The following is a 21,896-nucleotide window of genomic DNA, read 5'->3' as shown; positions in this document are numbered from 1 at the left end:
GTGGACGGTCGAATAATTATCGCGTACGTAGAGCAGGCAGTGTTCTTTATCCTTGGCCTGGTGGCCCTGGGGCTTGAACTGTGGGCGTTCGTGGACTGTGCCAGGCACCGGGCCAACGCCTTCGAAGCCACGGGCAAGCGGACCAAGACGTTCTGGCTTGCCCTCACCGGCGGTGCGTTGCTGGTGGGCATCATTTCGCTGTTCGGCGCCGGTGGCGGCATTATCAGCACCCTTGGCCTCTTCGGGCTCGCCGCCGTGGTGGCAGCCTCCGTCTACCTGGCCGACGTCCGTCCCGCAGTGAAGGACGCAGGCCGCGGCGGCAGCCGCAACATGGGCCCCTACGGCCCCTGGTAACCAGGTTCCACGGCCGCCCAGTCCACCGTCAGCTCGCCCAGCCGCCACCTGGCCGGCCCGTCCTGCACCGGCCACCCGGCCTCGCGCAGGGCCCGGCACATGCCGACCCAGCGCTGCCTGTTGCCGAACGAGGCGAGCGGCGCGCTCCCAAGCCATGCGCGGTCCATCGCCTGCATGAAGGCATGAACAGGTTCGCCAGGGACGTTGCGGTGGATCAAGGCCTTGGGAAGCCGCTCGGCCACGTCCGAAGGCAGGTCGAAGCTCCCGAAACGGACCGAGATGCTCAGCGACAGCGGACGGACCCGGTCGAGGGTCACCCACGCCACGCGCCGCCCGATCTCGTCGCACGTGCCGTCCACGAATATGCCGCCCGGCGACAACCTGCCCTGCACCAGCTGCCAGATGCCCCGGACATCAGCTTCCTCGTACTGCCGCAGGACATTGAAGGCGCGGACCAGGACAGGATGGCCGGGAACGGGCAGCTCGAAGCCGCCCAGGTGGAAGGTCAGCCCGGGCCGCTGCAGCGGAAGCGCAGCGCGGACGCGCTCCGGTTCGATCTCGATCCCGCAGACCCGCACGTCCGGCCGGACAGCGGCGAGCCTTTCATGGAGTTCGACGGCGGTGGCTGGTGTTGCGCCGTAGCCCAGGTCAATGACGAGCGGGTCAGCCGCCGACCGCAGGCGCCAGGCCTGAGGTCCGGCCAGCCAGCGGTCCACCCGGCGCATCCGGTTGGGGTTGGTGGTGCCGCGGGTGACGTTGCCCACCGGACGGCCCTGCCGGGCGGCGGATGTCCTGCCGGATAGTTGCGGGGAGTTCACCCGTTCAGCCTTTTGAACCACCGCACAACCCTATCCCTGGCCCTGGGGGAAGCGGGCCCCACCGCGGCCTGGCTTGTAACGCTGGGCGGGCGGCAACACTGCTCGGCTAGGATGAAAATCATGACTTACAAGCTGATTCTGCTGCGCCACGGCCACAGCGAATGGAACGCAAAGAACCTGTTCACCGGCTGGGTGGACGTTGACCTGAACGACCAGGGCCGCGCGGAAGCAGCGCGCGGCGGTGAGCTGCTGGTGGAGAACAACATCCTTCCGGACGTGCTCTACACCTCCCTGCTGAAGCGGGCCATCAACACCGCGAACATCGCCCTGGACAAGGCCGACCGCGGCTGGATTCCGGTCAAGCGCGACTGGCGCCTGAACGAACGCCACTACGGCGCGCTGCAGGGCAAGGACAAGGCGCAGACCCTCGCCGAATACGGCGAAGAGCAGTTCATGGAATGGCGCCGTTCCTACGACACCCCGCCGCCGCCCCTCGACGACAACTCCGAGTTCTCCCAGGCGCACGACCCCCGTTACGCGGGACTCGGCGATGCCCTGCCGCGCACCGAGTGCCTCAAGGATGTCCTGGTGCGGCTCCTGCCCTACTGGGAATCGGACATCAAGGAGGACCTCAAGGCAGGCAAGACGGTCCTGGTGACCGCACACGGCAACTCGCTGCGTGCCCTGGTCAAGCACCTCGACGGCATCAGCGACGAAGCCATCGCCGGCCTGAACATCCCCACCGGCATCCCGCTGGTGTACGAACTGGACGAGGACTTCAAGCCGGTCAAGCCCGGCGGAACGTACCTGGACCCCGAAGCTGCCGAAGAAGCCATCCTGGCAGTGGCAAACCAGGGCAAGAAATAGGACATTAAACCCGTACGACGGCGGGCCGGTCACCTCAGGTGACCGGCCCGCCGTCGTCCGGCAGCTTGGGTGTCAGCTGTGTTCTGTCCCGGTGGGCTGCCATGCGCCCGTGACCAGGTAGGTCACCTTCTGGGCGACGGAGACGCCGTGGTCGGCGAAGCGCTCGAAGTAGCGGCTGGCGAGGGCCACGTCCACGGTGGTGGCGGGGGACTCGTGCCACTCAGGCGCGGCGATGGCCTTGAAGACGCTCAGGTGCAGGTCATTGATCGCCGTGTTGGCCTTGAGGATGTCCCTGGCCACCTCGAGGTCGCGGCTTTCAAGCAGGACGGTCAGCTTGTCGGCGATCTCCTGGTCGAGCTCGGCCATCCGGTTGAAGGTCTCCGTCATGGACTCCGGAATCACCGTGGAGGGGTAGCGGAGGCGGGCCAGCTGGGCGATGTGGCGGGCCAGGTCGCCCATCCGCTCGAGGGACGCGCTCATCCGCAGGGAACCGACGATCATGCGCAGGTCGCTGGCGACAGGACCCTGCAGTGCCAGAATGTCGATGGCCCGCTCATCGAGGCTGTTCTGCAGGAAATCGATGCGCGCGTCCGCGGCGATGACATCCTGCGCGAGGTCCACGTCCGCTACCTGGAACGAGGTAGTGGCCTTGTTGATCGCTTCGCTGACCAGTCGGGAGATCTCCACCAGCTGGTCACCGACCTGGGTGAGCTCTTCCTGAAAAACCTTACGCACGTAGGCGTCCTTTCCTTGGAACTCCCGCCGGCCGCTGCAGGGCAGCAGGAATCGTGTCGCCATTAGGCGCTCTGACCACCAACTCTGTCATCGCCCGGTAAACGATTATGCCCACACAGATGAACGTTAGTTGAACCGTTGGCCGGATAGGCCGGAAGTCGGCAGGGGGCTTAGGGCAAGAGCATAAAGTGGAGCTGTGGATCCTATGCTCATTGGTCTGGTTGCCGGCCTTATCGGCCTGGCGCTTGGCACGTTCGGCGTGCTTGCCTACCGGGTCAGCGAGAAGCAGCGCGAGCTGCTGGAGATCGACGCCGGGGAGCTGGCACTGCCGCCCGGCGCAGCGGAGGTGCTCGCCGTCGTCGGACGCGCTTTTGTGGTGCTGGACGACGTGGACGGCGTGGTCCGGGCCAGCCCCGCAGCGTACGCGTACGGCCTGGTCCGCGGGCACACCGTGGTCCACAGGGAACTCCTGGACATGACCGCGGGAGTCCGGCGGGACGGCGTCATCCTGGAAAAGCAGCTCGAACTCCCGAGGGGGCCGCTGGGCAAGGGAACCATCATCGTCCAGGTGCGGGCGGCCATGCTGGGTGAGGAATACATCCTGCTCCTCGCCGATGACCGGACGGAGATCACGCGCACCGAAGAGATCCGCAACGACTTCGTCGCCAACGTATCCCACGAACTGAAAACCCCCGTGGGTGCCATCTCGCTGCTGGCCGAGGCGCTCGAATCCTCCGCCGACGATCCTGACGCTGTCCGCCGCTTCGCCAAGCGCATGCACAAGGAATCCGCCCGCCTGGCCGCCCTGGTCCAGGACATCATCGAACTCTCCCGTCTGCAGGGCGCCAGCGTGACCCAGCAGGGCGGCCCGGTGGACATCAACGCCGTCATCGCCGAAGCCGTGGACCGGTCGCAGCTTCCCGCGGAAAGCAAGAACATCAGCATCGTGGTGGGCGGCCGCACCGAGGGCAAGGTCTTCGGTGACCAGGACCTGCTGGTGACGGCGCTGCGAAACCTTATCGACAACGCCATCCGCTATTCACCCGACAACACCCGGGTGGGGATCGGTGTACGTTCCAGGGAAGGCGTAGTCTCGATTTCGGTGACGGACCAGGGCGAGGGGCTGACCCCTGAGGACCAGGAACGCGTGTTCGAACGCTTCTACCGGGTGGACGCCGCCCGTTCCCGCCAGACGGGCGGTACCGGCCTGGGCCTGAGCATCGTGAAGCACGTGGCGTCCAACCACGGCGGCGAAGTGACCCTCTGGTCCCAGCCCGGGCAGGGGTCCACCTTCACCCTCCGGCTGCCCGAAATGGAAGGCCAGGACGGCGAGGACGCGCCGGCCGGGCCGGAAGCACCGGCACAGGCGCCGGAAAAACCCAGTCTTACCCACCTACCCCGCGCCGCCGGCACAACAGATCGAGGAGCCAGCGCTTGAGCAGGATTTTGATTGTCGAGGACGAGGAGTCGTTCAGCGATCCCTTGTCCTATTTGCTGGGCAAAGAAGGGTTCGAGGTGGAGGTGGTGGACAACGGCCTTGATGCCATCACCGAATTCGACCGTAACGGCGCCGACCTGGTGTTGCTTGACCTGCAGCTCCCGGGCCTCTCCGGCACTGAGGTGTGCCGGCAGCTCCGCCAGCGCTCAAGCGTCCCCGTCATCATGCTGACCGCCAAGGACTCGGAAATCGACAAGGTGGTGGGCCTGGAACTCGGTGCTGACGATTACGTCACCAAGCCCTACTCCTCCCGTGAACTGGTGGCCCGCGTCCGGGCGGTATTGCGGCGCCAGGGGGAGCCTGAGGAGCTGATTTCCTCAACCGTCCAGGCCGGTCCGGTCCGCATGGACATCGAACGGCACGTGGTGAGCGTGGACGGCCAGCAGGTCCTGCTTCCCTTGAAGGAGTTCGAGCTCCTGGAGATGCTGCTGCGCAACTCGGGCAGGGTGCTGACCCGCGGCCAGCTCATCGACCGCGTCTGGGGCTCCGACTACGTGGGCGATACCAAGACCCTTGACGTCCACGTGAAGCGCCTCCGCGGCAAGATCGAACCCGATCCGTCCGCTCCCCGCTACCTGGTGACCGTCCGCGGCCTTGGGTACAAATTCGAGCCGTAGGCCGTACCGGGACTCCGTCAGCAGGCATAACAAAAGGGAGGAGCCAGTGGGCTCCTCCCTTTTGTGTCCGGGGTTCCGGCGCCTGCTTAGCGGCTCGTGGCGGTCGCGGTGGCAGTAGCCGGGGCGGAGGCGCTCGACGTGGCGCTGGAGGTTGCGCCGGCAGAGGGGGTGGCGGACGAAGAAGCGGACGACGAGGACGTTGCCGAAGCGCTCGGCGTAGGTACGTAGTCCTTGTACTCCTCCAGCGTGGCGTCCAGGACGGGAACCTTGACGGTGTTGCTGACGTTGGTGCCGTTCTCGCTGATCTTGACGTCCACCAGGGAGCCGGGCTGGCCACCAGTGGTGCTCAGGATGGCTTCGTCGGACTTCTCGTTGAGGAGCGTGTACGAGTTGGCCTTCACCGGTACCTCGGTCTGCGAGCCCTTGGCGCCGTTGACCGTGAGCTTCACGTCCTTGGAAGAGGAGTTGTAAACGGCGCCGATCAGGCGGCCGGGCTTGTCCTCGCCGGTGGAAACAATCAGGATGTTCCGCAACTGCAGGGGACCGAGGTCCGCGCGGATGCCGTCCGAGGCGGAGTACTGATGGCTGGTCTGCTGGGGCGTGATGTAACCGCAGCCCGCGGTCAGCAGGCTGGCGCCAAGGGCAGCAGCCGTCAGTGCCAGTTTGCCGCGCTGGGCCCGGTTCATCGCAGTGGAACGCACGTCACGTACTCCTCGAGAAATTTGAAGTCTTTTTCAGCCCATAGCCTATCCGCATTGAGGGGCAAACGAGGATTCGGCGGTGTCACATCCACTGTGGGAGCGCTCACCTGATGCACTAATCCTCCCATCCGTCAAGGGGGTGAAGGGGGTTGATTGGGCCCATTTTCCGCGTATTTTCGCGGTTGGAGGCCCTTTCTCCGGCCGGTCATATGCCTGAATCGTGATAAACTGGTCTGCGGGAAAGGGGAAATGTCCACATGGTATTTGAGGTCGGCGAGACAGTAGTTTACCCTCACCACGGTGCTGCGAAGATTGAAGAAATCAAGATGCGCACCATCAAGGGCGAAGAGAAGATGTATCTCAAGCTCAAGGTGGCTCAGGGTGATCTGACCATTGAAGTTCCAGCAGAGAACGTTGACCTTGTTGGGGTCCGGGACGTAGTGGGCAAGGAAGGCCTGGAGCACGTGTTTGATGTGCTCCGCGCCGAGTTCACCGAGGAACCCACCAACTGGTCACGCAGGTACAAGGCAAATCTGGAGAAGCTTGCTTCCGGTGACGTCATCAAGGTGGCAGAGGTCGTTCGCGACCTGTGGCGCCGGGATCACGACCGGGGCCTTTCCGCAGGCGAGAAGCGTATGCTGGCCAAAGCCCGTCAGATTCTGATTTCAGAACTGGCGCTGGCTGAAAAGACCGACGAGGAGAAGGCTGCAAGCGTTCTCGACGAGGTCCTGGCTTCCTAAGAATTTAGCCCCGGCGGCACGCAAGTGCCGCCGGGGCTTCTTTTTTTGGCATCACCCGCCGGTGTCCAAGCCGCCTGACCGCAGTGGCGGCGTCGTAGGCTAGTCCGCATGAGTGAATCACCCACGCGCCTGGTCACGGCCGTCATCCTCGTGGCCGCCGGTTCCGGGCAGCGCCTCGGCTACGGCATGCCCAAGGCCGCTGTTCCGCTCGGCGGCGAGCCCATCCTGATACATGCCCTGCGGGGCATTGTCGCGTCAGGAGTGGCCAGCCAGGTGTGCGTGGCGCTGCCTGCCGGTGACCAGGGCCTGCGGGAGTTGTGTGACGACTTCCGTGGCGAGCTTGCCGATGGTGGTCCACTCCTGACGATTGTCGACGGCGGAGCCACCCGGGCCGACTCCGTCCGCGCAGGCATCTCGGCACTGATGGACGGCATCGAGGCGGTCCTGGTCCACGACGCCGCCCGCGCGCTCACGCCCGAATCCGTTTTCCACCGCGTCTCCGATGCCCTTGCCGCCGGCGCTGCCGCCGTCATTCCGGCGCTGCCCGTGGTAGACACCGTCAAAACGGTGGCCGCCACTACCGGGGAGGACGCGGCCTTTGCACCCGAAGTTGTCACGGGGACAGCCCGCCGCCAGGAGCTCCGGGCCGTGCAGACGCCCCAGGGTTTCCGGATCGGCGCGCTGCTGCAGGCGCACCAGGCCGCACAGTCCCTGGACCAGCAGCAGTCCGCGGCCGTCACCGACGACGCCATGCTGGTGGAGATGCTCGGCACCCCCGTCCATGCCGTCCGCGGATCAACGCAGTCCCTCAAGATCACAACGCCCCTTGACCTGATCTTCGCGGAAGGGCTCCTGGAAGGCCCGCTCGGCGCCCGGTGGGTGGAAGGATGAGCGCGGAGATGGTTCTGCCGCGCACCGGGGTGGGAATCGACGTCCATGCCTACGCGCCGGAAGACTCGCCCCGGCCCCTCTGGCTCGGTGGACTCCTATGGCCCGGCGAACGGGGCCTCGCCGGGCACTCAGATGGTGACGCCGTCGCCCATGCGGCCGCGGACGCCCTATTCTCGGCCGCCGGTATCGGCGACCTTGGCACCCACTTCGGTACCGACCGCCCGGAGTTCGCCGGCGCATCCGGCGCCACCCTCCTGGCCGAAGCCGCCCGGATTGTCCGGGCAGCCGGGTTCGAAATTGGCAACGTTGCGGTGCAGTTCGTGGCCAACCGGCCCAAGTTCGGGCCGCGCAGGGAAGAATCCCAAAAGGTCCTCAGCGAAGCCGCAGGCGCCTCTGTGGGCGTCACGGCAACCACCAGCGACGGCCTGGGATTCACCGGACGCGGGGAAGGCATTTCGGCGGTGGCCACCGCGCTGGTGTACCCCCAGCAGCCCCAGCCCATCAGCTAGTCTGGAGCGGTGACCCTGCGCTTCTATGACACCGCCTCCGCCGAAGTCCGGAACTTCGTCCCCATCGTCGACGGCAAGGTCAGCCTCTACTACTGCGGCGCCACCGTCCAGGGCATGCCGCACGTGGGGCACATCCGCTCCGCCATCGCCTTTGACCAGCTCACCCGCTGGCTTGAGTACCGGGGCCTGCGCGTCACGGTCGTCCGCAACGTGACGGACATCGACGACAAGATCCTGGCCAAGTCCGAGGCTTCGTTCGCGCCGGACTTCAGCCCGGAGGTGGGCGAAGTGCCTCAGGAGGAATGGTGGGCGCTGGCGTACCGCTACGAGCAGGAATTCCTGAAGGCCTACGACACCCTTGGCGTCTCCCGGCCCACGTACGAACCCCGGGCCACCGGACACATCCCCGAGATGCATGCCCTGATCCAGCAGCTCATTGACCGCGGCCATGCCTATCCTGCCCTGGATGATTCAGGGGACGTGTACTTCGACGTCCGTTCGTGGGACACATACGGCGCACTGACCCGGCAGAACATCGATGACATGCAGGCAGCGCCCGACGCCGACCCCCGCGGCAAGAAGGACCCCCGCGACTTTGCGCTGTGGAAGGGCTCCAAAGAAGGGGAGCCGGCCACCGCCAGCTGGGCTTCGCCCTGGGGGGCAGGACGGCCCGGCTGGCACCTTGAGTGCTCGGCCATGGTCACCAAGTACCTGGGTACCGCATTCGATATCCATGGCGGCGGCCTGGACCTGCGCTTCCCGCACCACGAAAACGAGATGGCGCAGTCACAGGCGGCCGGACACCCGTTCGCCAACTTCTGGATGCACAACGGCATGGTGACCTACCAGGGCGAAAAGATGTCCAAGTCCATCGGCAACACCATCAGCCCCGCGGAGATGCTGGAACTCGCGTCGCCGCGGGTGGTGCGCTACTACCTCGGCCAGGCGCACTACCGCTCCATCCTGGACTACCGGCCCACCTCCCTGCAGGAGGCCGCGGCCGCCGTCGAACGCATTGACGGCTTCATCAGCCGGGCCGTGCGTGCACTTTCCTCTGACGGAACCTACACCCTTGCCGCGGACGGGCTTGTTCCCGAGGCGTTCGAACGCGCCATGGATGACGACCTGAACGTCCCCCAGGCGCTGGCAGTACTCCATGACACCGTCCGCTCCGGAAACACCGCCCTCACTGAGGACCGGCTGGAGGACGCCCGGCAGGCGCTGCACCATGTCCACGACATGCTCGGGGTCCTGGGGCTGAACGCAGTCGAAGGCTCCGCTGCCGCGGCAACCCGGGAGGCCGAGGCCCTTGGCGTGCTGGTCGAAGCGCAGCTTGCCGCCCGCGCGGCTGCCCGGGCCCAAAAGGACTGGGCCGCCTCCGACGCCATCCGGGACACGCTCAACCAGGCCGGCGTCGTGGTGGAAGACGGCCCGGACGGCGCCACGTGGAGCCTCAAGCGGGACTGATCCCTACCCGCCCCAGGGGACGGATCGCTTGCCGGCGCCGCCGATTTTTCTTCGGTCAGTAGACTGGTAGGCAGATTCAGTCAACACAATCAAGGGTGGAACATCATGGCCAACAATGGTCGCCGATCGGTTAAAGCGAAGAAGGGCCCAACCATCGGAACCGGTGGCCATGGCCGCAAGGCCCTCGAGGGCAAGGGCCCCACGCCCAAGGCCGAGGACCGTCCGTACCACAAGGCACACAAAGCCAAGCAGCTGGCCGAGCGCTCCGCTGCCAAGCGCGGAACCGGTGCCCGCAGTGCCGGTGCCGCCAAGTCCGGACCCAAGGGCCGTGCCACCGAGGAAGTGGTGACCGGACGCAATTCGGTCGTAGAAGCGCTCCGCGCCGGCATCCCTGCCAAAGCACTGCACGTTGCCATCCGCATCGAGATGGACGACCGCGTCAAGGAATCCCTGAAGCTCGCCGCCGAACGCGGCATCCCGCTGATGGAAACCGGCAAGGCGGAACTGGACCGGATGACGGACGACGCCGTCCACCAGGGCCTGGTGCTGCAGATCCCGCCTTACGATTACCAGGACGCCTACGAACTGGCCGAGGAAACTGTGGAGAAGTGGAAGAAGGGGCACGTCGCCAACGCGCCGCTCTTCGTTGCACTGGACGGCATCACGGACCCCCGGAACCTGGGTGCCATTATCCGCTCCGTCTCCGCCTTCAGCGGCCACGGCGTGATCGTGCCCGAGCGCCGCTCGGTGGGCGTCACCGCCTCGGCCTGGAAAACCAGCGCCGGCGCGGCGGTCCGCGTGCCCGTGGCCCGCGCCTCCAACCTGAACAACGCCCTGAAGCAGTTCAAGAACATGGGCATCTTCGTCCTGGGGCTCGACGGCGACGGCGACGTTTCGCTGCCTGACCTCACCCTGGCCAAAGAACCGGTGTGCATCGTTGTGGGCTCCGAGGGCAAGGGCCTGAGCCGCCTGGTCCGTGAGAACTGCGACCAGATCGTCTCCATCCCCATCGATTCCGCCATGGAGTCACTCAACGCGTCGATGGCCGTGGGCATCTCGCTGTACGAGGTCTCCCGCCAACGCGCGGCGGGGTAAGTACTTCCAGCCCGGTATCCCGGGATGGTTACCCGGCGCCGCTGTGGCGTACGGGCAGGTCAGGTGCCGCTGGCGGCTACTATTTAGGTGATGGTCATGCCGCTCTTCGACACTGCTTCCGCCATGGATGCCTCCTCGGCTGTTCCCCTCGGTGTCAGCGTTCCGCGCGCTGATTCCGGCGGTACCCGCCACCACGCCGGCGCGCGCGCCAACGTCGCCTGCCTTGCCCCCGGGGTGTCCAGCCTGGACATCGTGTACTGCCCTCCGGGCGGCCAGTGGCGGGTCCAGACGCTGCCCAACGTTACGCGCGGCGTCCATCACGGCATTGTCGAGGACCTGCCCTACGGATCGCACTACGGCTTCTGTCCCACGCCGGACCGCCAAACCCTGCCCTCCGGGCTTCCTGCAGGCAATGGGAACGGTTCCGGCAGCCAGCCCCTGCTCCTGGACCCCTATGGCCGGGGAGTGGACCAGCGCGACGGCGTCCTCACCAGCGTCCGGACCGCAACCGACTTCGACTGGGGGTCGGACGAACGCCTGCGCCTTCCCTGGCGCAACACGATCGTGTACGAAGCCCACGTCCGTGGCCAGAGCATGCTCCATCCCGACGTGCCGGAAGAGCTGAGGGGCACCTATGCCGGCCTGGCCCACCCAGCCGTGGTGGAGCACCTGACCAGCCTGGGCGTTACCTCCGTCCAGCTCCTGCCGGTGCACTTCCACGTCGATGAGCCGCACCTGCAGGACCTGGGACTGACCAACTACTGGGGGTACAACACCGCTGCGTTCTTCGCCTTGCACCCCGGGTACGCCACCCGGGCCGCCCGGGAGGAAGGCCCGCAGGCTGTCCAGGATGAGTTCAAGGCCATGGTCAAGGCACTCCACGAGGCCGGGCTGGAGGTCATCCTCGACGTCGTCTATAACCACACCGCCGAGGCCGGCCCGGGCGGACCGGTCCTGAGCTTCCGCGGACTGGGGGAGGACACCTACTACCGCGTGGACGGTCACGGCAGGTACATCGACACGACGGGCTGCGGCAACACGCTGAACTTCGCGGACCAGCGCGTGGTCCAGCTGGTGACCGATTCCCTCCGGTACTGGGTGGACGAATACCACATTGACGGGTTCCGGTTCGACCTGGCCGTCACGCTCTGCCGGGACGCCGCGAACGAATTCGACCCCGAACATCCTTTCCTCACCGCTGTCGCCGCCGACCCCGTGCTGTCCGAGGTCAAGCTGATTGCCGAGCCCTGGGACATTGGCTACGGAGGCTGGCAGACAGGCCGCTTCCCGCCCGGATGGGTGGACTGGAACGACCACTTCCGGGACGCCGTCCGTACCTTTTGGCTGGCAGACCGTGCCGCCATCGACACTGGCGGGCACGGCGGGACCATGGCCAAACTCGCCGACGCCCTGTCCGGTTCCGCCAGCCTCTTCCAGGCGTCCGGCCGGTCACGCCTGGCATCGGTCAACTTCGTCACCGCCCACGACGGCTTCACCATGAACGACCTCGTGTCCTACGACCGCAAGCACAACGAGGCCAACGGCGAAGAGAACAGGGACGGGCACGGGGACAACCGCAGCTACAACCACGGCGTGGAGGGCCCCACCGAGAACGGTGTGATCCTCGCCCGGCGGGCGCAGTCGCGGCGGAACCTGATGGCATCACTGATGGTTTCGCTGGGGGTTCCCATGATCACCGCCGGGGACGAGCTCGCCCGGACGCAGCAGGGGAACAACAACGCCTATTGCCAGGACAATGCCATCACCTGGCTTGACTGGACCATGACGCCGGAAGCGCACGAAATGCTGCGCAGCACCAAACGGTACATCCGCCTGCGCAAGGAGTTCCTGGCTGCCCAGCCGCATGATTTCCCGGTGCGGGACGAGCAGTCCTACCTCTACTGGTTCGACCAGCACGGCCAGCCCATGTCCGCTGAACGCTGGAACGATCCGCACCACCGCGTCATGCAGCTCCTGCTGGGTGACGACGGCGGCGAACTGGCCGGCCTGGTGGTAGTGAACGGCAGTGCCTCGGACGTCACGGTCACCCTGCCGGACGCCGGGAGGAAGAATCCAAGCCTGTTCGAGCTTCGGCTGACCACCTCGCCCCGCCACAAGCAGCGGCAAGGCATCCAGGTGGCTTCGGGGGAAACCGACCTGGCCGAGGCCAACTCCATCAGCATCTACCGCACGTAGCTCACATGCGGAACCGCTCCATCCTCCCCCTGCTCCTGGCCGTGCTGGTAGTGCTGGCCATCGTGGCGTTCGGCGGTGCCGGGCTGCTGGGCCGGCAGACGGAAGGCACGACGCCGGAAACTGCTTCCAGCCGCACCCCCACACCGGGCGGAGCGGCAACGTCCCCGGCAGCGAAGCAGTCCCCGCCGCAGCGGGGCGCGAACCCGTCCAGCCTGCCGGAGATCAGGGAGTCTGCCCTTCCCGTGGAGGGCCGCCGGGTGCTGGGGCTGATCCGGGCGGGCGGTCCGTTCCAGTACAGCCAGGACCAGCAGGTGTTCGGCAACTTCGAGCGGGTCCTGCCGGTCCGGAACCGTGGCTATTACCGCGAGTACACCGTCCCCACCCCCGGCGAACCGGACCGGGGCGCGCGGCGCATCGTGGCCGGTGACGGCGGGGAGAAATATTACACCAGTGACCACTACGCAACGTTCAAGTACATAGCGGAAGGCAGCTAGCGCAACCATGAGAATCTTCTCCGGCGACACCTGGACCCTGGAAGAGCTGCAGGAACAGGTGGCGGATGCCGGCCGGCGCAGCGTGGTGGTCCCACCCGCGGACAGCAAACGTGCCGTCCTGGAAACCTTCGGTGAGGTCCTGGATTTTCCCGAACACTATGGCGTGAACCTGGACGCGCTGAACGACTCGCTCCACGACTTCGCGGACAGCATCACCGACAATGGCAACCCACCCGTCACGGTCCTGTGGCAGGTGGCTGCCCCGTTCCGCAGCGACAGGTCGTTCGGGATCATCTGCGAAATCCTGCAGGACGCCGAACGGTACGCGGGCAATGACCTTGCCGTCACCGCCGTCATGCTCTGACCCGGCTCCCGTCCTGAAAGTCCCGTTCCTCCCCAAGGGACCGGGCACACGCGGCTAGCCCTCCGGTCGCTCCTCGTGCGCGGCATAGGTGTCCAGCAGCGCAGAGGCCCGGCCGCCGTCGTCCTCCGCTGACAGCCCTTTCCGCATGCTCTCCGCCTTCTGGCGCCCGGCCGGGAACGGCGGAAGCAACGGGACCTCGGGGTCGGTCAGTACGTCGATCACCACGGGGCAGTCCGCGGCGAAGGCCTGGTCCCAGGCGTCTGCGATTTGCTCCGGGTCCTCCACCCGGATGCCCCTCAAACCCAGCAGTTCCGCGTAGCCGGCGAACGGAAAATCGGGAAGCTCCTGGCTTGCGGCAAACCTCGGCTCGGCCTCCGACTCACGCTGCTCCCACGTGACCTCGGTAAGTTCCCGGTTGTTGAAGACGCACACCACGAACCGTGGGTCCTGCCACTGGCGCCACCTGTGCGCCACCGTGACCAGCTCGGCCACGCCCAGCATCTGCATGGCACCGTCCCCGGCCAGGGCCACGAGCGGGCGGTCCGGATGCGCCAGCTTGGCGGCAATCCCGTAAGGGATGGCGCAGCCCATGCTGGCCAACGTCCCGGACAGGTGCGCCGGGACGTTCAGGGGCAGCACCAGTTGACGGGCATACCAGTAAACACAACTTCCGACGTCGACACTCAGCTGGGCGTTCTCCGGCAGCCTGCCGTTAAGCTCACGCACCACACGTTCAGGATTAATGGGGCTCGCCGCAACTGCAGCCCGGTCTGCCGAGAGGATGCGCCACCGGCTGACGGCCTCCTCCACATCTGAACGCCATTGGGTGCGTGGGCGGTGTTCCAGCCGTTGGTTCAAGGCTTCCAGGGCGGACGCGGCGTCTCCCGCCAGGCCCACCTCCACGGGGTAGCGGTTGCCGATCTTCTTCTCGTCAATGTCGATCTGCACGGCGCGCGCGGCCCCGGGCGGCGGGTAGAACTCGGTCCAGGGGTCGTTGGAACCCACTATGAGGAGGGCGTCGCAATTGCCCAGAAGGTGGGCACTGGCCGTGGTGCCCAGATGCCCCATGGTTCCCACCGCGAAGGGCAGGTTCTCATCCACGTAGGGCTTGCCCAGGAGGCTGGTGGCGATGCCGGCCCCAAGCTTTTCCGCCACGGCAACCACTTCCTTGCCGGCGTGCCTGGCACCCTGGCCCACCAGGAGGGCTACCCTCTCTGCGGAATTGAGGAGGGCAGCTGCGGCGGCCAGGTCTTCCCCGCGGGGGCTCTTGGCCGCAGCACTCCAGGAGGGGGCTGTGACAACGATGCCGTGCTGCTGTTCCAGCTCCGGGGCAGGCGCGGACTGCACGTCATGCGGAATGATGGCCACGCAGGGGGAGGAGGTTGCCTTCGCCGTCCGGAAGGCACGGTCCAGCACCATGGGCACCTGCTCGGGCGCGCTCACCAGCTGCACGAACTGGGAGGCGACGTCGTTGAACAAGGCGTTGAGGTCGATTTCCTGCATGTAGGCCGAACCCAGCACGGTGCGGCTCTGCTGCCCCACGATGGCCACCACCGGCACGCCGTCCAGCTTCGCGTCGTACAGCCCGTTGAGCAGATGGACGGCGCCGGGGCCTTGGGTGGAGGTCACCACGCCCACTCCGCCCGTGTACTTGGCATGGCCCACGGCCATGAAGGCCGCCGACTCCTCATGCCGGGCCTGGACGAACTCAACCCGTCCATCGGTGCGGCGCAGGGCACCCATGAATCCGTTGATGCCGTCCCCGCTGTAGCCGAAGACCCGCCCCACACCCCACGTGGTGAGGCGCTCCACGATCACATCCGCTACCGTACGTTCGGTCATTGCGCCCTCCTGCGTCGGGTTGGTCCCTGCCTGCCCAGGAGCCGTACCCATCGGAGCGGCGGGCTAAGCGTTGACGATCAGCCCCAGCTCCGCCTTGGAGGCCAGTGCTTCATGCCGGGGCAGTACGCGGACGGTGTATCCGAACGGTCCGGAGCGGTCGATCACCAGCGAACCGCTGAACAGGTGCCGTCCGTTGCCAAGGTCCTCCTTCACCTGCAGCTCCATCATGGTGATGTCTGCCAGGGCGTCGTTCTCTTCGGCCCGGCCATAAGCCACTTCCACGCAGACATCCTCGGGGGTGAGGGCATTCAGCGCTATGTAGGCGTTGACCTGCAGTGTGTCGCCGATCTGCGGATCCTCGGACACACCCACGGAATCCACGTGCTCCACGTGCACCTGGGGCCAGGCCCCGCGGACCTTGGCCGACCACGACGCCAGGGCACGGGCCTGGGCATAGGAGTTGGCGGTGGCGCTGCGGCCGGCTTCGGCGGCGGGGCGGTACAGGATGTTCACGTAGTCGCGGAGCATGCGCTCCGCGGAAACGGCCGGACCCAGGTGGGACAGGGTGTGCTTGATCATGGACACCCAGTGCGTGGGGACCTTCTCGCTCCTGGTGGTCGAAGGCCCGGCAGCTCCTGCCCCCTCGGATACCGTGCTCCCGTAGAAGCGCGGTGCCACCTGCGTTTCAAGCAGCTCGTACAGCGCCGCCGCCTCGATGTCGTCGCGTTCCTCGGGGGAGGCGTCGTTGTTGGCGGTGGGAATCGCCCAGCCGTTCTCGCCGTCGTACATCTCATCCCACCAGCCGTCCAGGACGGACAGGTTCAGCGAGCCGTTCAGCGCCGCCTTCATTCCGGAGGTCCCGCAGGCCTCCAGCGGCCGCAGCGGGTTGTTCAGCCAGACGTCACAGCCCGGGAACAAGGTCCTGGCCATGGCGATGTCGTAGTTGGGCAGGAACGCGATACGGTGCCGCACCTCGGGATCGTCCGTGAAGCGCACCAGGTCCTGGATCATTTTCTTCCCGGCATCATCGGCAGGGTGCGACTTTCCAGCGATGACCAGCTGGATGGGGTGCTCCTTGTGCAGCAGCAGGGCCTTGAGCCGGGCAGGTTCGCGCAGCATCAGGGTGAGCCGTTTGTAAGTGGGCACCCGGCGGGCAAAACCGATGGTCAGCACATCCGGGTCCAGGACGCTGTCCGTCCAGCCCAGCTCGGCGTCGGCCGCGCCGCGCTTCTTCCAGGCAGCGCGCAGCCTGCGGCGGACGTCCTCCACCAGCGCAGCCCGCATCTCCCGGCGAAGCGCCCAGACATCGGCGTCGCTGACGTTGTAGGCCAGGTCCCATTTGCCCAGCGCTTCCGCCTCGCTGCCGAACTGGTCGCGGGCCAGTTTGGAGATGCGGCTGTCCACCCAGGTGGGCACGTGCACGCCGTTGGTAACCGAGGTGATGGGCACCTCGGAGTGGTCGAAGCCCGGCCACAGGGCGGAGAACATGCCGCGGGACACTTCGCCGTGCAGTTTGGCCACGCCGTTGGCGCGCTGGGCAAGGCGCAGGCCCATCACCGCCATGTTGAAGACGGACGGGTTGCCGTCCGCATAGTTTTCCCTGCCCAGTTCCAGGACCCGGTCCAGCGGCACCGCGGGAGCCAGGCCGGCCTGGAAGAAGTGGCTGATCTGGTTGATTTCGAACCTGTCAATGCCTGCCGGGACGGGCGTGTGCGTGGTGAACACCGTGGAGGCACGCCCCGCGGCCAGTGCTTCGTCGAAGCTCAGGGCCTGTTCACCGGACATCAGCTCCTGGATGCGTTCGATCCCAAGGAACCCGGCGTGCCCTTCATTGGTGTGGAACACCTCCGGTGCGGCGCAGCCTGTCAGCTTCTGGAAAGCGCGCAGGGCCTTGACGCCGCCCATGCCGAGCAGGAGTTCCTGCTGCAGCCGGTGGTCGCCGCCGCCCCCGTACAGCCGGTCCGTGATGCTGCGGGCGGCATCGTCGTTGCCCGGCACGTTGGAGTCCAGCAGGAGCAGGGGAACGCGTCCGACGTCGGCACGCCAGATGTGTGCCAGCAGCCGCCTTCCGTTGGGGAGGGGGAGTGAGATCTGCAGGGCCTTGCCGTTGCCGTCGGGGGACGGCTCGCGGAGCAAGGTCAGGGGCAGCCCGTCCGGATCCAGGACCGGGTAGGTCTCCTGCTGCCAGGCATCGCGCGAGAGTGATTGCTTGAAATAACCCGCCTGGTACAGCAGGCCCACCCCGATCAGGGGAACACCCAGGTCCGAGGCAGCCTTCAAGTGGTCACCGGCCAGGATGCCCAGGCCGCCCGAATACTGGGGGAGGACCTCGGTAATGCCGAACTCGGGGGAGAAGTAGGCGATGGAGGCTGGGGCGTCCGGGCCCAGGCCCTGGTACCAGCGGGGCTCCTCAAGGTACCGGTCGAGGTCCTCTTCGGCAGCCCGCACCCGGTCCACCACTGACTGGTCCGCGGCGAGCCGCTGGAATTCCTCGCGGCTGACCATTCCCAGGAAGCCGATGGGATCCTGCCCGCTTTCCTCCCAGAGGCGCGGGTTCAGTGCCGCGAAAAGCTCCCGCGTGGGCCGGTGCCAGGACCACCGCAAGTTGCTGGCCAGCCTGGCCAGGGGCCGGATGGGCTCGGGGAGGACTGTACGGACCGTAAACCTGCGGATTGCCTTCACCTGCGTCACACTAATCGACAACATGCGCGGCTGGAACCAGCTTTCGGTTTCTTTTGGGTAAATGACAGGGGCGTGAAGAAATTGGGCCGCGGCGCGAGGAATTTTAGTGAGCACGCTTAGCAATCCTGGCCATTTCTCGCTAACGTCGAGCCTGTGACGACTAACTCAGGAACCAGTGCCGCATCCACCAAAATGCCCCAGCGCCGTATCACGGAGGGCCTTCGGTTCGGGCGTTTTCCCATTACCGCAGTGCAGCCCGTCGTCGAGGGCGGCAAGTTTCCGGCCAAAGCCCTGCCCGGCGAAGCCATCGTGGTGGGCGCCACCGCCTTCCGCGAAGGGCATGACCAGCTCGGTGTGAGCGCCGTGCTCCTGGACCCCTCCGGCGCGGAGCGCCAGCGTGTGCGGCTCGCGCCGCCCCGCGGGGAACGCGGCATGGGAACGGACCGCTGGGAAGGCGTGCTCACGCCGTCGGAAACCGGGAACTGGTCCTTTGTGATCGAAGCCTGGCACGACCGCTACGGCACCTGGCACCACAACGCCGAGGTGAAGATCGACGCCGGGATCGACGTCGAACTCATGCTTACCGAAGGTGCCAAACTGCTGGGCGAAGCGTCCACCGAGGACTTCCGGGACGAGGTGGACCGGGCAGCGCTGCGGCACGCCTCCGACGTCCTGGCCGACCAGTCCCGCAGCACCGAGGAACGGCTCGGGGCAGGGTTCAGCCAGGAAATCGCTGACATCGTGGCCCGGCAGCCCATCCGGGAACTGGTGACGGTTTCCGAGAAGTTCCCCCTCCTGGTGGAGCGGGACCGCGCCGGCCGCGGCGCCTGGTACGAGTTCTTCCCCCGCTCTGAAGGCGCGGTCAAGGACCACAACACGGGCGCTTGGACGTCAGGAAACTTCCGGACCGCGGCAAGGCGGCTCGACGCCGTGGCCGCCATGGGCTTCGACGTCCTGTACATGCCGCCCATCCATCCCATCGGCGTGCAGCACCGCAAGGGACCCAACAACACCCTGGTTGCCGGCCCCAATGATCCCGGCTCGCCCTGGGCCATTGGAGCCAAGGAGGGCGGCCATGACGCCATCCACCCCGACCTCGGTTCCTTCGAGGACTTCGACGCCTTCGTGGCGCGGGCCAACGAACTGGGCCTGGAAGTTGCCCTGGACCTTGCGCTTCAGGCAGCCCCGGACCACCCTTGGGTGGAGTCCCATCCGGAATGGTTCACCACCCGGGTGGACGGCAGCATTGCCTACGCCGAAAACCCGCCGAAGAAGTACCAGGACATATATCCGCTCAATTTCGATAATGATCCTGAAGGGCTTTCCCGGGAAATTCTGCGGATTGTCCTGTTGTGGGTCAGCCACGGCGTAAAGATTTTCCGGGTGGATAACCCGCATACCAAACCGGTGTGGTTCTGGGAATGGCTTATTGCCGAAGTGAATAAAACGGTCCCGGGCGTGGTGTTCCTCGCCGAAGCGTTCACCCGCCCCGCCATGATGCACGCACTGGGCAGGGCCGGCTTCCAGCAGTCCTACACCTACTTCACCTGGCGCAACACCAAGAAGGAGATCGAGGCGTACTTCGACGAAGTCAGCCACGAATCCCCGGCCTTCTTCCGCCCCAACTTCTTCGTCAACACCCCGGACATCCTGACCGAATACCTGCAGTACGGCGGCCCCGCCGCGTTCCGGATCCGGGCGGTCCTTGCCTCCACCGGAAGCCCGCTCTGGGGCGTCTACGCCGGCTACGAACTGTACGAGCATGTGGCCCGGCCCGGCGCCGAGGAGTACATCGACAACGAGAAGTTCGAGTACAAGGCCCGCGACTGGGACGCCGCAGCCGAGTCCGGGCGCTCGCTGGCACCGTACATCACACGGCTGAACCACATCCGCCGTGACCACCCGGCGCTGCTGGACCTTCAGAACCTGACGGTCCACCAGAGCACGGACGAATCCACGGTGGTGTACTCCAAGCACAAGACCCTTCCCGACGGGACCAAGGACACCATCATCGTGGTGGTCAACGTGGACCCGCATGTCACCAAGGAAAGCAGCGTGGTGCTGGACCTGGCAGCCCTGGAGCTCGATCCGCAGGACCGCACCCCGGGCGGCGGCTTCTACGTTGACGACCTGATCTCCGGCCAAAGCTGGGAGTGGGGCGAGTACAACTATGTGCGGCTCGACCCGCACGTGGAACCGGCCCACATCCTGAGCGTGAGGAGAATGCATTCGTGAGTTTTAATCCGCAAAGTTCCGGCCACTTCACCCCAAAGAGCACGTTCGAGCTAAATGCCCCTGGCCTCCAGCATGACCCGCTGTGGTACCGCAAGGCCGTGTTCTATGAAGTACTTGTCAGGGCCTTTGCGGATGCCAACGGCGATGGGTCCGGGGATTTCTCCGGGCTCATCGACCGGTTGGATTACCTGCAGTGGCTGGGCGTTGACTGCCTCTGGCTGCCCCCGTTCTTCCAGTCACCGCTGCGCGACGGCGGCTACGACATCTCCGACTACAACTCCGTCCTGGACGAATTCGGCACCATCAGCGATTTCAAGCGCCTCGTGGCAGAAGCCCATGCCCGCGGCGTCCGGGTGATCATCGACCTGCCCCTGAACCACACTTCCGACCAGCACCCGTGGTTCCAGGAATCGCGGAAGGACCCGGACGGCCCTTTCGGGGACTTCTACGTCTGGAGCGACACGGACGAGAAGTACCAGGACGCGCGCATCATCTTCGTCGATACCGAGGAATCGAACTGGACGTTCGATCCCATCCGCCGGCAGTTCTTCTGGCACCGGTTCTTCAGCCACCAGCCTGACCTGAACTTCGAAAACCCGAAGGTGATCGACGCCGTCTTCGACGTTGTCCGGTTCTGGCTGGACCAGGGGATCGACGGTTTCCGGGCAGACGCCATCCCCTACCTCTTTGAGGAAGAGGGCACCAACTGCGAGAACCTCCCGGCCACCCACGAGTTCCTCCGCCGGCTGCGGGCCATGGTGGACGAAAGCTATCCCGGCCGCGTCATCATTGCCGAGGCAAACCAGCCGCCCACCGAAGTGGTGGAGTATTTCGGCACCGTTGAGGAACCCGAATGCCACATGGCGTTCCACTTCCCCATCATGCCCCGCCTCTATTACGCGCTGCGGGACCAGAAGGCCGCTCCCATCATCGAAACCATGCGCGACACCCCCGACATCCCCGAGGGCGCGCAATGGGGAACATTCCTCCGGAACCACGACGAGCTGACACTGGAGATGGTCACCGCCGATGAGCGCGCGGCGATGCTGGGCTGGTACGCCCCCGACCCCCGGATGCGGGCGAACATCGGCATCCGGCGCAGGCTGGCACCGCTGCTTGATAATTCCCGCGCCGAGATCGAGTTGATCAATGCCCTCCTGCTCTCGCTTCCGGGCAGCCCCTTCCTGTACTACGGGGATGAGATCGGCATGGGGGACAACATCTGGCTTGAGGACCGCGACGCCGTCCGCACCCCCATGCAGTGGAACCCGGACCGGAATGCCGGCTTCTCCCATGCGGATCCCGGCAAGCTGTACCTGCCGCCCATCCAGTCGCTGGTCTACAACTACGGCATGGCCAATGTCGAAGCGGAGGCTGCCCACTCCGGGTCCCTGCTGCGCTGGACCCGGCAGATCCTCAGCGTCCGCAAGAACCACCCGGCTTTCGGACTGGGCGGGTTCAAGCACGTGGAGGCGGACCACGACGCCGTCCTGGCCTACCTCCGTGAACTGCCGGACAGCAACCCTGCGGGCGTCGATGGAGAAATAATTTTGTGCGCCTTCAACCTCTCCCAGCACCCCGTCGCCGCCACGCTGCGCATTCCGGAATATGCCGGGCGCGGGTTGCGCGACGTCTTCGGTGGACAGATCTTCCCCGGCATCGGCGATGACGGCACCCTCACCCTGACCCTCGGAAGCCATGACTTCTTCTGGCTCCGCATGCGGTCGGCGGGGTCCAATCCGTCGTCGCCCTTCACCCAGGCCATGCCCATCCTGTCGATAGAGAACTGAG

The 21,896-nt window shown here is 66.0% G+C and carries 19 protein-coding genes; 14 read left to right on the top strand and 5 right to left on the bottom strand.

Translation table 11 applies throughout. From position 1 onward, the window contains the following. Complete coding sequence (locus AC6JAM_RS05040; RefSeq protein ID WP_026266062.1) at positions 1-354, top strand: DUF2516 family protein; 354 nt, start codon at positions 1-3, stop codon at positions 352-354. Here AC6JAM_RS05040 and AC6JAM_RS05035 read toward each other — a convergent pair. After that, the gene (locus AC6JAM_RS05035) at positions 339-1,193 is read right to left on the bottom strand and encodes a class I SAM-dependent methyltransferase (protein ID WP_497934187.1); all 855 of its coding nucleotides are present in this window, start codon (positions 1,191-1,193) and stop codon (positions 339-341) included. The two genes, AC6JAM_RS05040 and AC6JAM_RS05035, sit on opposite strands and share 16 nt — an antisense overlap. Before the next feature lie 99 nt (positions 1,194-1,292). Here AC6JAM_RS05035 and AC6JAM_RS05030 point away from each other — a divergent pair, with 99 nt between their 5' ends. Then, complete coding sequence (locus tag AC6JAM_RS05030; RefSeq protein ID WP_018771194.1) at positions 1,293-2,039, top strand: phosphoglyceromutase; 747 nt, start codon at positions 1,293-1,295, stop codon at positions 2,037-2,039. 72 nt (positions 2,040-2,111) lie between these two features. Here AC6JAM_RS05030 and phoU read toward each other — a convergent pair whose 3' ends face one another. Beyond that, positions 2,112-2,774: a phosphate signaling complex protein PhoU gene (gene phoU / locus AC6JAM_RS05025; protein WP_018771193.1), complete on the bottom strand. Its 663-nt coding sequence runs from the start codon at positions 2,772-2,774 to the stop codon at positions 2,112-2,114. Between the two features lie 205 nt (positions 2,775-2,979). On the opposite strand from phoU, the gene AC6JAM_RS05020 reads away from it, so the two are divergent. Continuing rightward, entirely contained in the window at positions 2,980-4,212 is a 1,233-nt protein-coding gene (locus AC6JAM_RS05020) for a sensor histidine kinase (RefSeq protein ID WP_497935914.1), read from the top strand. Continuing rightward, a complete protein-coding gene (locus AC6JAM_RS05015; protein ID WP_026266060.1) occupies positions 4,209-4,889 on the top strand; it encodes a response regulator in 681 nt (226 codons plus the stop codon). Before AC6JAM_RS05020 ends, AC6JAM_RS05015 begins: the two co-directional genes overlap by 4 nt. 86 nt (positions 4,890-4,975) lie before the next feature. Here the strand turns inward: AC6JAM_RS05015 and AC6JAM_RS05010 are convergent, their stop codons facing one another. Next, positions 4,976-5,575: a hypothetical protein gene (locus AC6JAM_RS05010; protein WP_495635679.1), complete on the bottom strand. Its 600-nt coding sequence runs from the start codon at positions 5,573-5,575 to the stop codon at positions 4,976-4,978. A 272-nt stretch (positions 5,576-5,847) separates the two neighbouring features. On the opposite strand from AC6JAM_RS05010, the gene AC6JAM_RS05005 reads away from it, so the two are divergent. The 8 genes from AC6JAM_RS05005 (at position 5,848) to AC6JAM_RS04970 (ending at position 13,346) form a co-directional block, all read left to right on the top strand. Next, complete coding sequence (locus AC6JAM_RS05005; protein ID WP_011690592.1) at positions 5,848-6,330, top strand: CarD family transcriptional regulator; 483 nt, start codon at positions 5,848-5,850, stop codon at positions 6,328-6,330. Positions 6,331-6,438: 108 nt separating this feature from the next. After that, positions 6,439-7,221 carry a 2-C-methyl-D-erythritol 4-phosphate cytidylyltransferase gene (ispD, locus tag AC6JAM_RS05000; protein ID WP_056389214.1) on the top strand — a complete coding sequence of 261 codons (783 nt, stop codon included), beginning with the start codon at positions 6,439-6,441 and terminating at the stop codon, positions 7,219-7,221. 8 nt (positions 7,222-7,229) lie between these two features. Then, on the top strand, positions 7,230-7,730 hold the full coding sequence (gene ispF / locus AC6JAM_RS04995) for a 2-C-methyl-D-erythritol 2,4-cyclodiphosphate synthase (protein WP_018771188.1): 501 nt from the start codon (positions 7,230-7,232) through the stop codon (positions 7,728-7,730). A gap of 9 nt (positions 7,731-7,739) precedes the next feature. After that, on the top strand, positions 7,740-9,197 hold the full coding sequence (gene cysS / locus AC6JAM_RS04990) for a cysteine--tRNA ligase (protein ID WP_478222333.1): 1,458 nt from the start codon (positions 7,740-7,742) through the stop codon (positions 9,195-9,197). A 105-nt stretch (positions 9,198-9,302) separates the two neighbouring features. Then, on the top strand, positions 9,303-10,292 hold the full coding sequence (gene rlmB / locus AC6JAM_RS04985; protein WP_018771186.1) for a 23S rRNA (guanosine(2251)-2'-O)-methyltransferase RlmB: 990 nt from the start codon (positions 9,303-9,305) through the stop codon (positions 10,290-10,292). 90 nt (positions 10,293-10,382) lie between these two features. Next, positions 10,383-12,488 carry a glycogen debranching protein GlgX gene (gene glgX, locus AC6JAM_RS04980; protein WP_134165807.1) on the top strand — a complete coding sequence of 702 codons (2,106 nt, stop codon included), beginning with the start codon at positions 10,383-10,385 and terminating at the stop codon, positions 12,486-12,488. A 5-nt stretch (positions 12,489-12,493) separates the two neighbouring features. Next, positions 12,494-12,982, top strand: a complete 489-nt coding sequence (locus tag AC6JAM_RS04975; RefSeq protein ID WP_018771184.1) for a guanyl-specific ribonuclease — start codon at positions 12,494-12,496, stop codon at positions 12,980-12,982. Between the two features lie 7 nt (positions 12,983-12,989). Beyond that, positions 12,990-13,346 carry a barstar family protein gene (locus AC6JAM_RS04970; protein WP_018771183.1) on the top strand — a complete coding sequence of 119 codons (357 nt, stop codon included), beginning with the start codon at positions 12,990-12,992 and terminating at the stop codon, positions 13,344-13,346. A 54-nt stretch (positions 13,347-13,400) separates the two neighbouring features. On the opposite strand, the gene AC6JAM_RS04965 is transcribed toward AC6JAM_RS04970, so the two are convergent. Both AC6JAM_RS04965 and glgP read right to left on the bottom strand, forming a co-directional pair. Beyond that, complete coding sequence (locus tag AC6JAM_RS04965) at positions 13,401-15,188, bottom strand: thiamine pyrophosphate-requiring protein (protein ID WP_497934183.1); 1,788 nt, start codon at positions 15,186-15,188, stop codon at positions 13,401-13,403. 63 nt (positions 15,189-15,251) lie between these two features. Beyond that, the gene (gene glgP, locus AC6JAM_RS04960; RefSeq protein ID WP_208324298.1) at positions 15,252-17,870 is read right to left on the bottom strand and encodes an alpha-glucan family phosphorylase; all 2,619 of its coding nucleotides are present in this window, start codon (positions 17,868-17,870) and stop codon (positions 15,252-15,254) included. Between the two features lie 192 nt (positions 17,871-18,062). Between glgP and AC6JAM_RS04955 the strand changes: the two genes are divergently transcribed. Together AC6JAM_RS04955 and treS are read left to right on the top strand one after the other, a co-directional pair. Continuing rightward, positions 18,063-20,105, top strand: a complete 2,043-nt coding sequence (locus AC6JAM_RS04955; protein ID WP_134165860.1) for an alpha-1,4-glucan--maltose-1-phosphate maltosyltransferase — start codon at positions 18,063-18,065, stop codon at positions 20,103-20,105. Then, positions 20,102-21,895 (top strand): maltose alpha-D-glucosyltransferase, encoded by a 1,794-nt coding sequence (treS, locus tag AC6JAM_RS04950; protein WP_018771179.1) that lies wholly within the window; start codon positions 20,102-20,104, stop codon positions 21,893-21,895. The genes AC6JAM_RS04955 and treS overlap by 4 nt, the downstream gene beginning before the upstream one ends. Position 21,896 lies beyond the last annotated feature (1 nt).

This window comes from Arthrobacter sp. GmRoot5-12, from assembly GCF_059739365.1.
Note: the sequence above shows the minus strand (reverse complement) of the source record. Positions and strands in the feature narration are given on the sequence as shown.

Excerpts from the sequence above, each read along its gene's own strand:
- AC6JAM_RS04975 (WP_018771184.1), top strand. The coding sequence starts at position 12,494 with ATGCGGAACCGCTCCATCCTCCCCCTGCTCCTGGCCGTGCTGGTAGTG.
- glgX (WP_134165807.1), top strand. The coding sequence starts at position 10,383 with ATGGTCATGCCGCTCTTCGACACTGCTTCCGCCATGGATGCCTCCTCG.
- ispD (WP_056389214.1), top strand. The coding sequence starts at position 6,439 with ATGAGTGAATCACCCACGCGCCTGGTCACGGCCGTCATCCTCGTGGCC.
- AC6JAM_RS04965 (WP_497934183.1), bottom strand. The coding sequence starts at position 15,188 with ATGACCGAACGTACGGTAGCGGATGTGATCGTGGAGCGCCTCACCACG.
- AC6JAM_RS05005 (WP_011690592.1), top strand. The coding sequence starts at position 5,848 with ATGGTATTTGAGGTCGGCGAGACAGTAGTTTACCCTCACCACGGTGCT.
- AC6JAM_RS05030 (WP_018771194.1), top strand. The coding sequence starts at position 1,293 with ATGACTTACAAGCTGATTCTGCTGCGCCACGGCCACAGCGAATGGAAC.
- AC6JAM_RS04955 (WP_134165860.1), top strand. The coding sequence starts at position 18,063 with ATGCCCCAGCGCCGTATCACGGAGGGCCTTCGGTTCGGGCGTTTTCCC.
- AC6JAM_RS05010 (WP_495635679.1), bottom strand. The coding sequence starts at position 5,575 with ATGAACCGGGCCCAGCGCGGCAAACTGGCACTGACGGCTGCTGCCCTT.
- ispF (WP_018771188.1), top strand. The coding sequence starts at position 7,230 with ATGGTTCTGCCGCGCACCGGGGTGGGAATCGACGTCCATGCCTACGCG.
- AC6JAM_RS05020 (WP_497935914.1), top strand. The coding sequence starts at position 2,980 with ATGCTCATTGGTCTGGTTGCCGGCCTTATCGGCCTGGCGCTTGGCACG.
- AC6JAM_RS04970 (WP_018771183.1), top strand. The coding sequence starts at position 12,990 with ATGAGAATCTTCTCCGGCGACACCTGGACCCTGGAAGAGCTGCAGGAA.
- rlmB (WP_018771186.1), top strand. The coding sequence starts at position 9,303 with ATGGCCAACAATGGTCGCCGATCGGTTAAAGCGAAGAAGGGCCCAACC.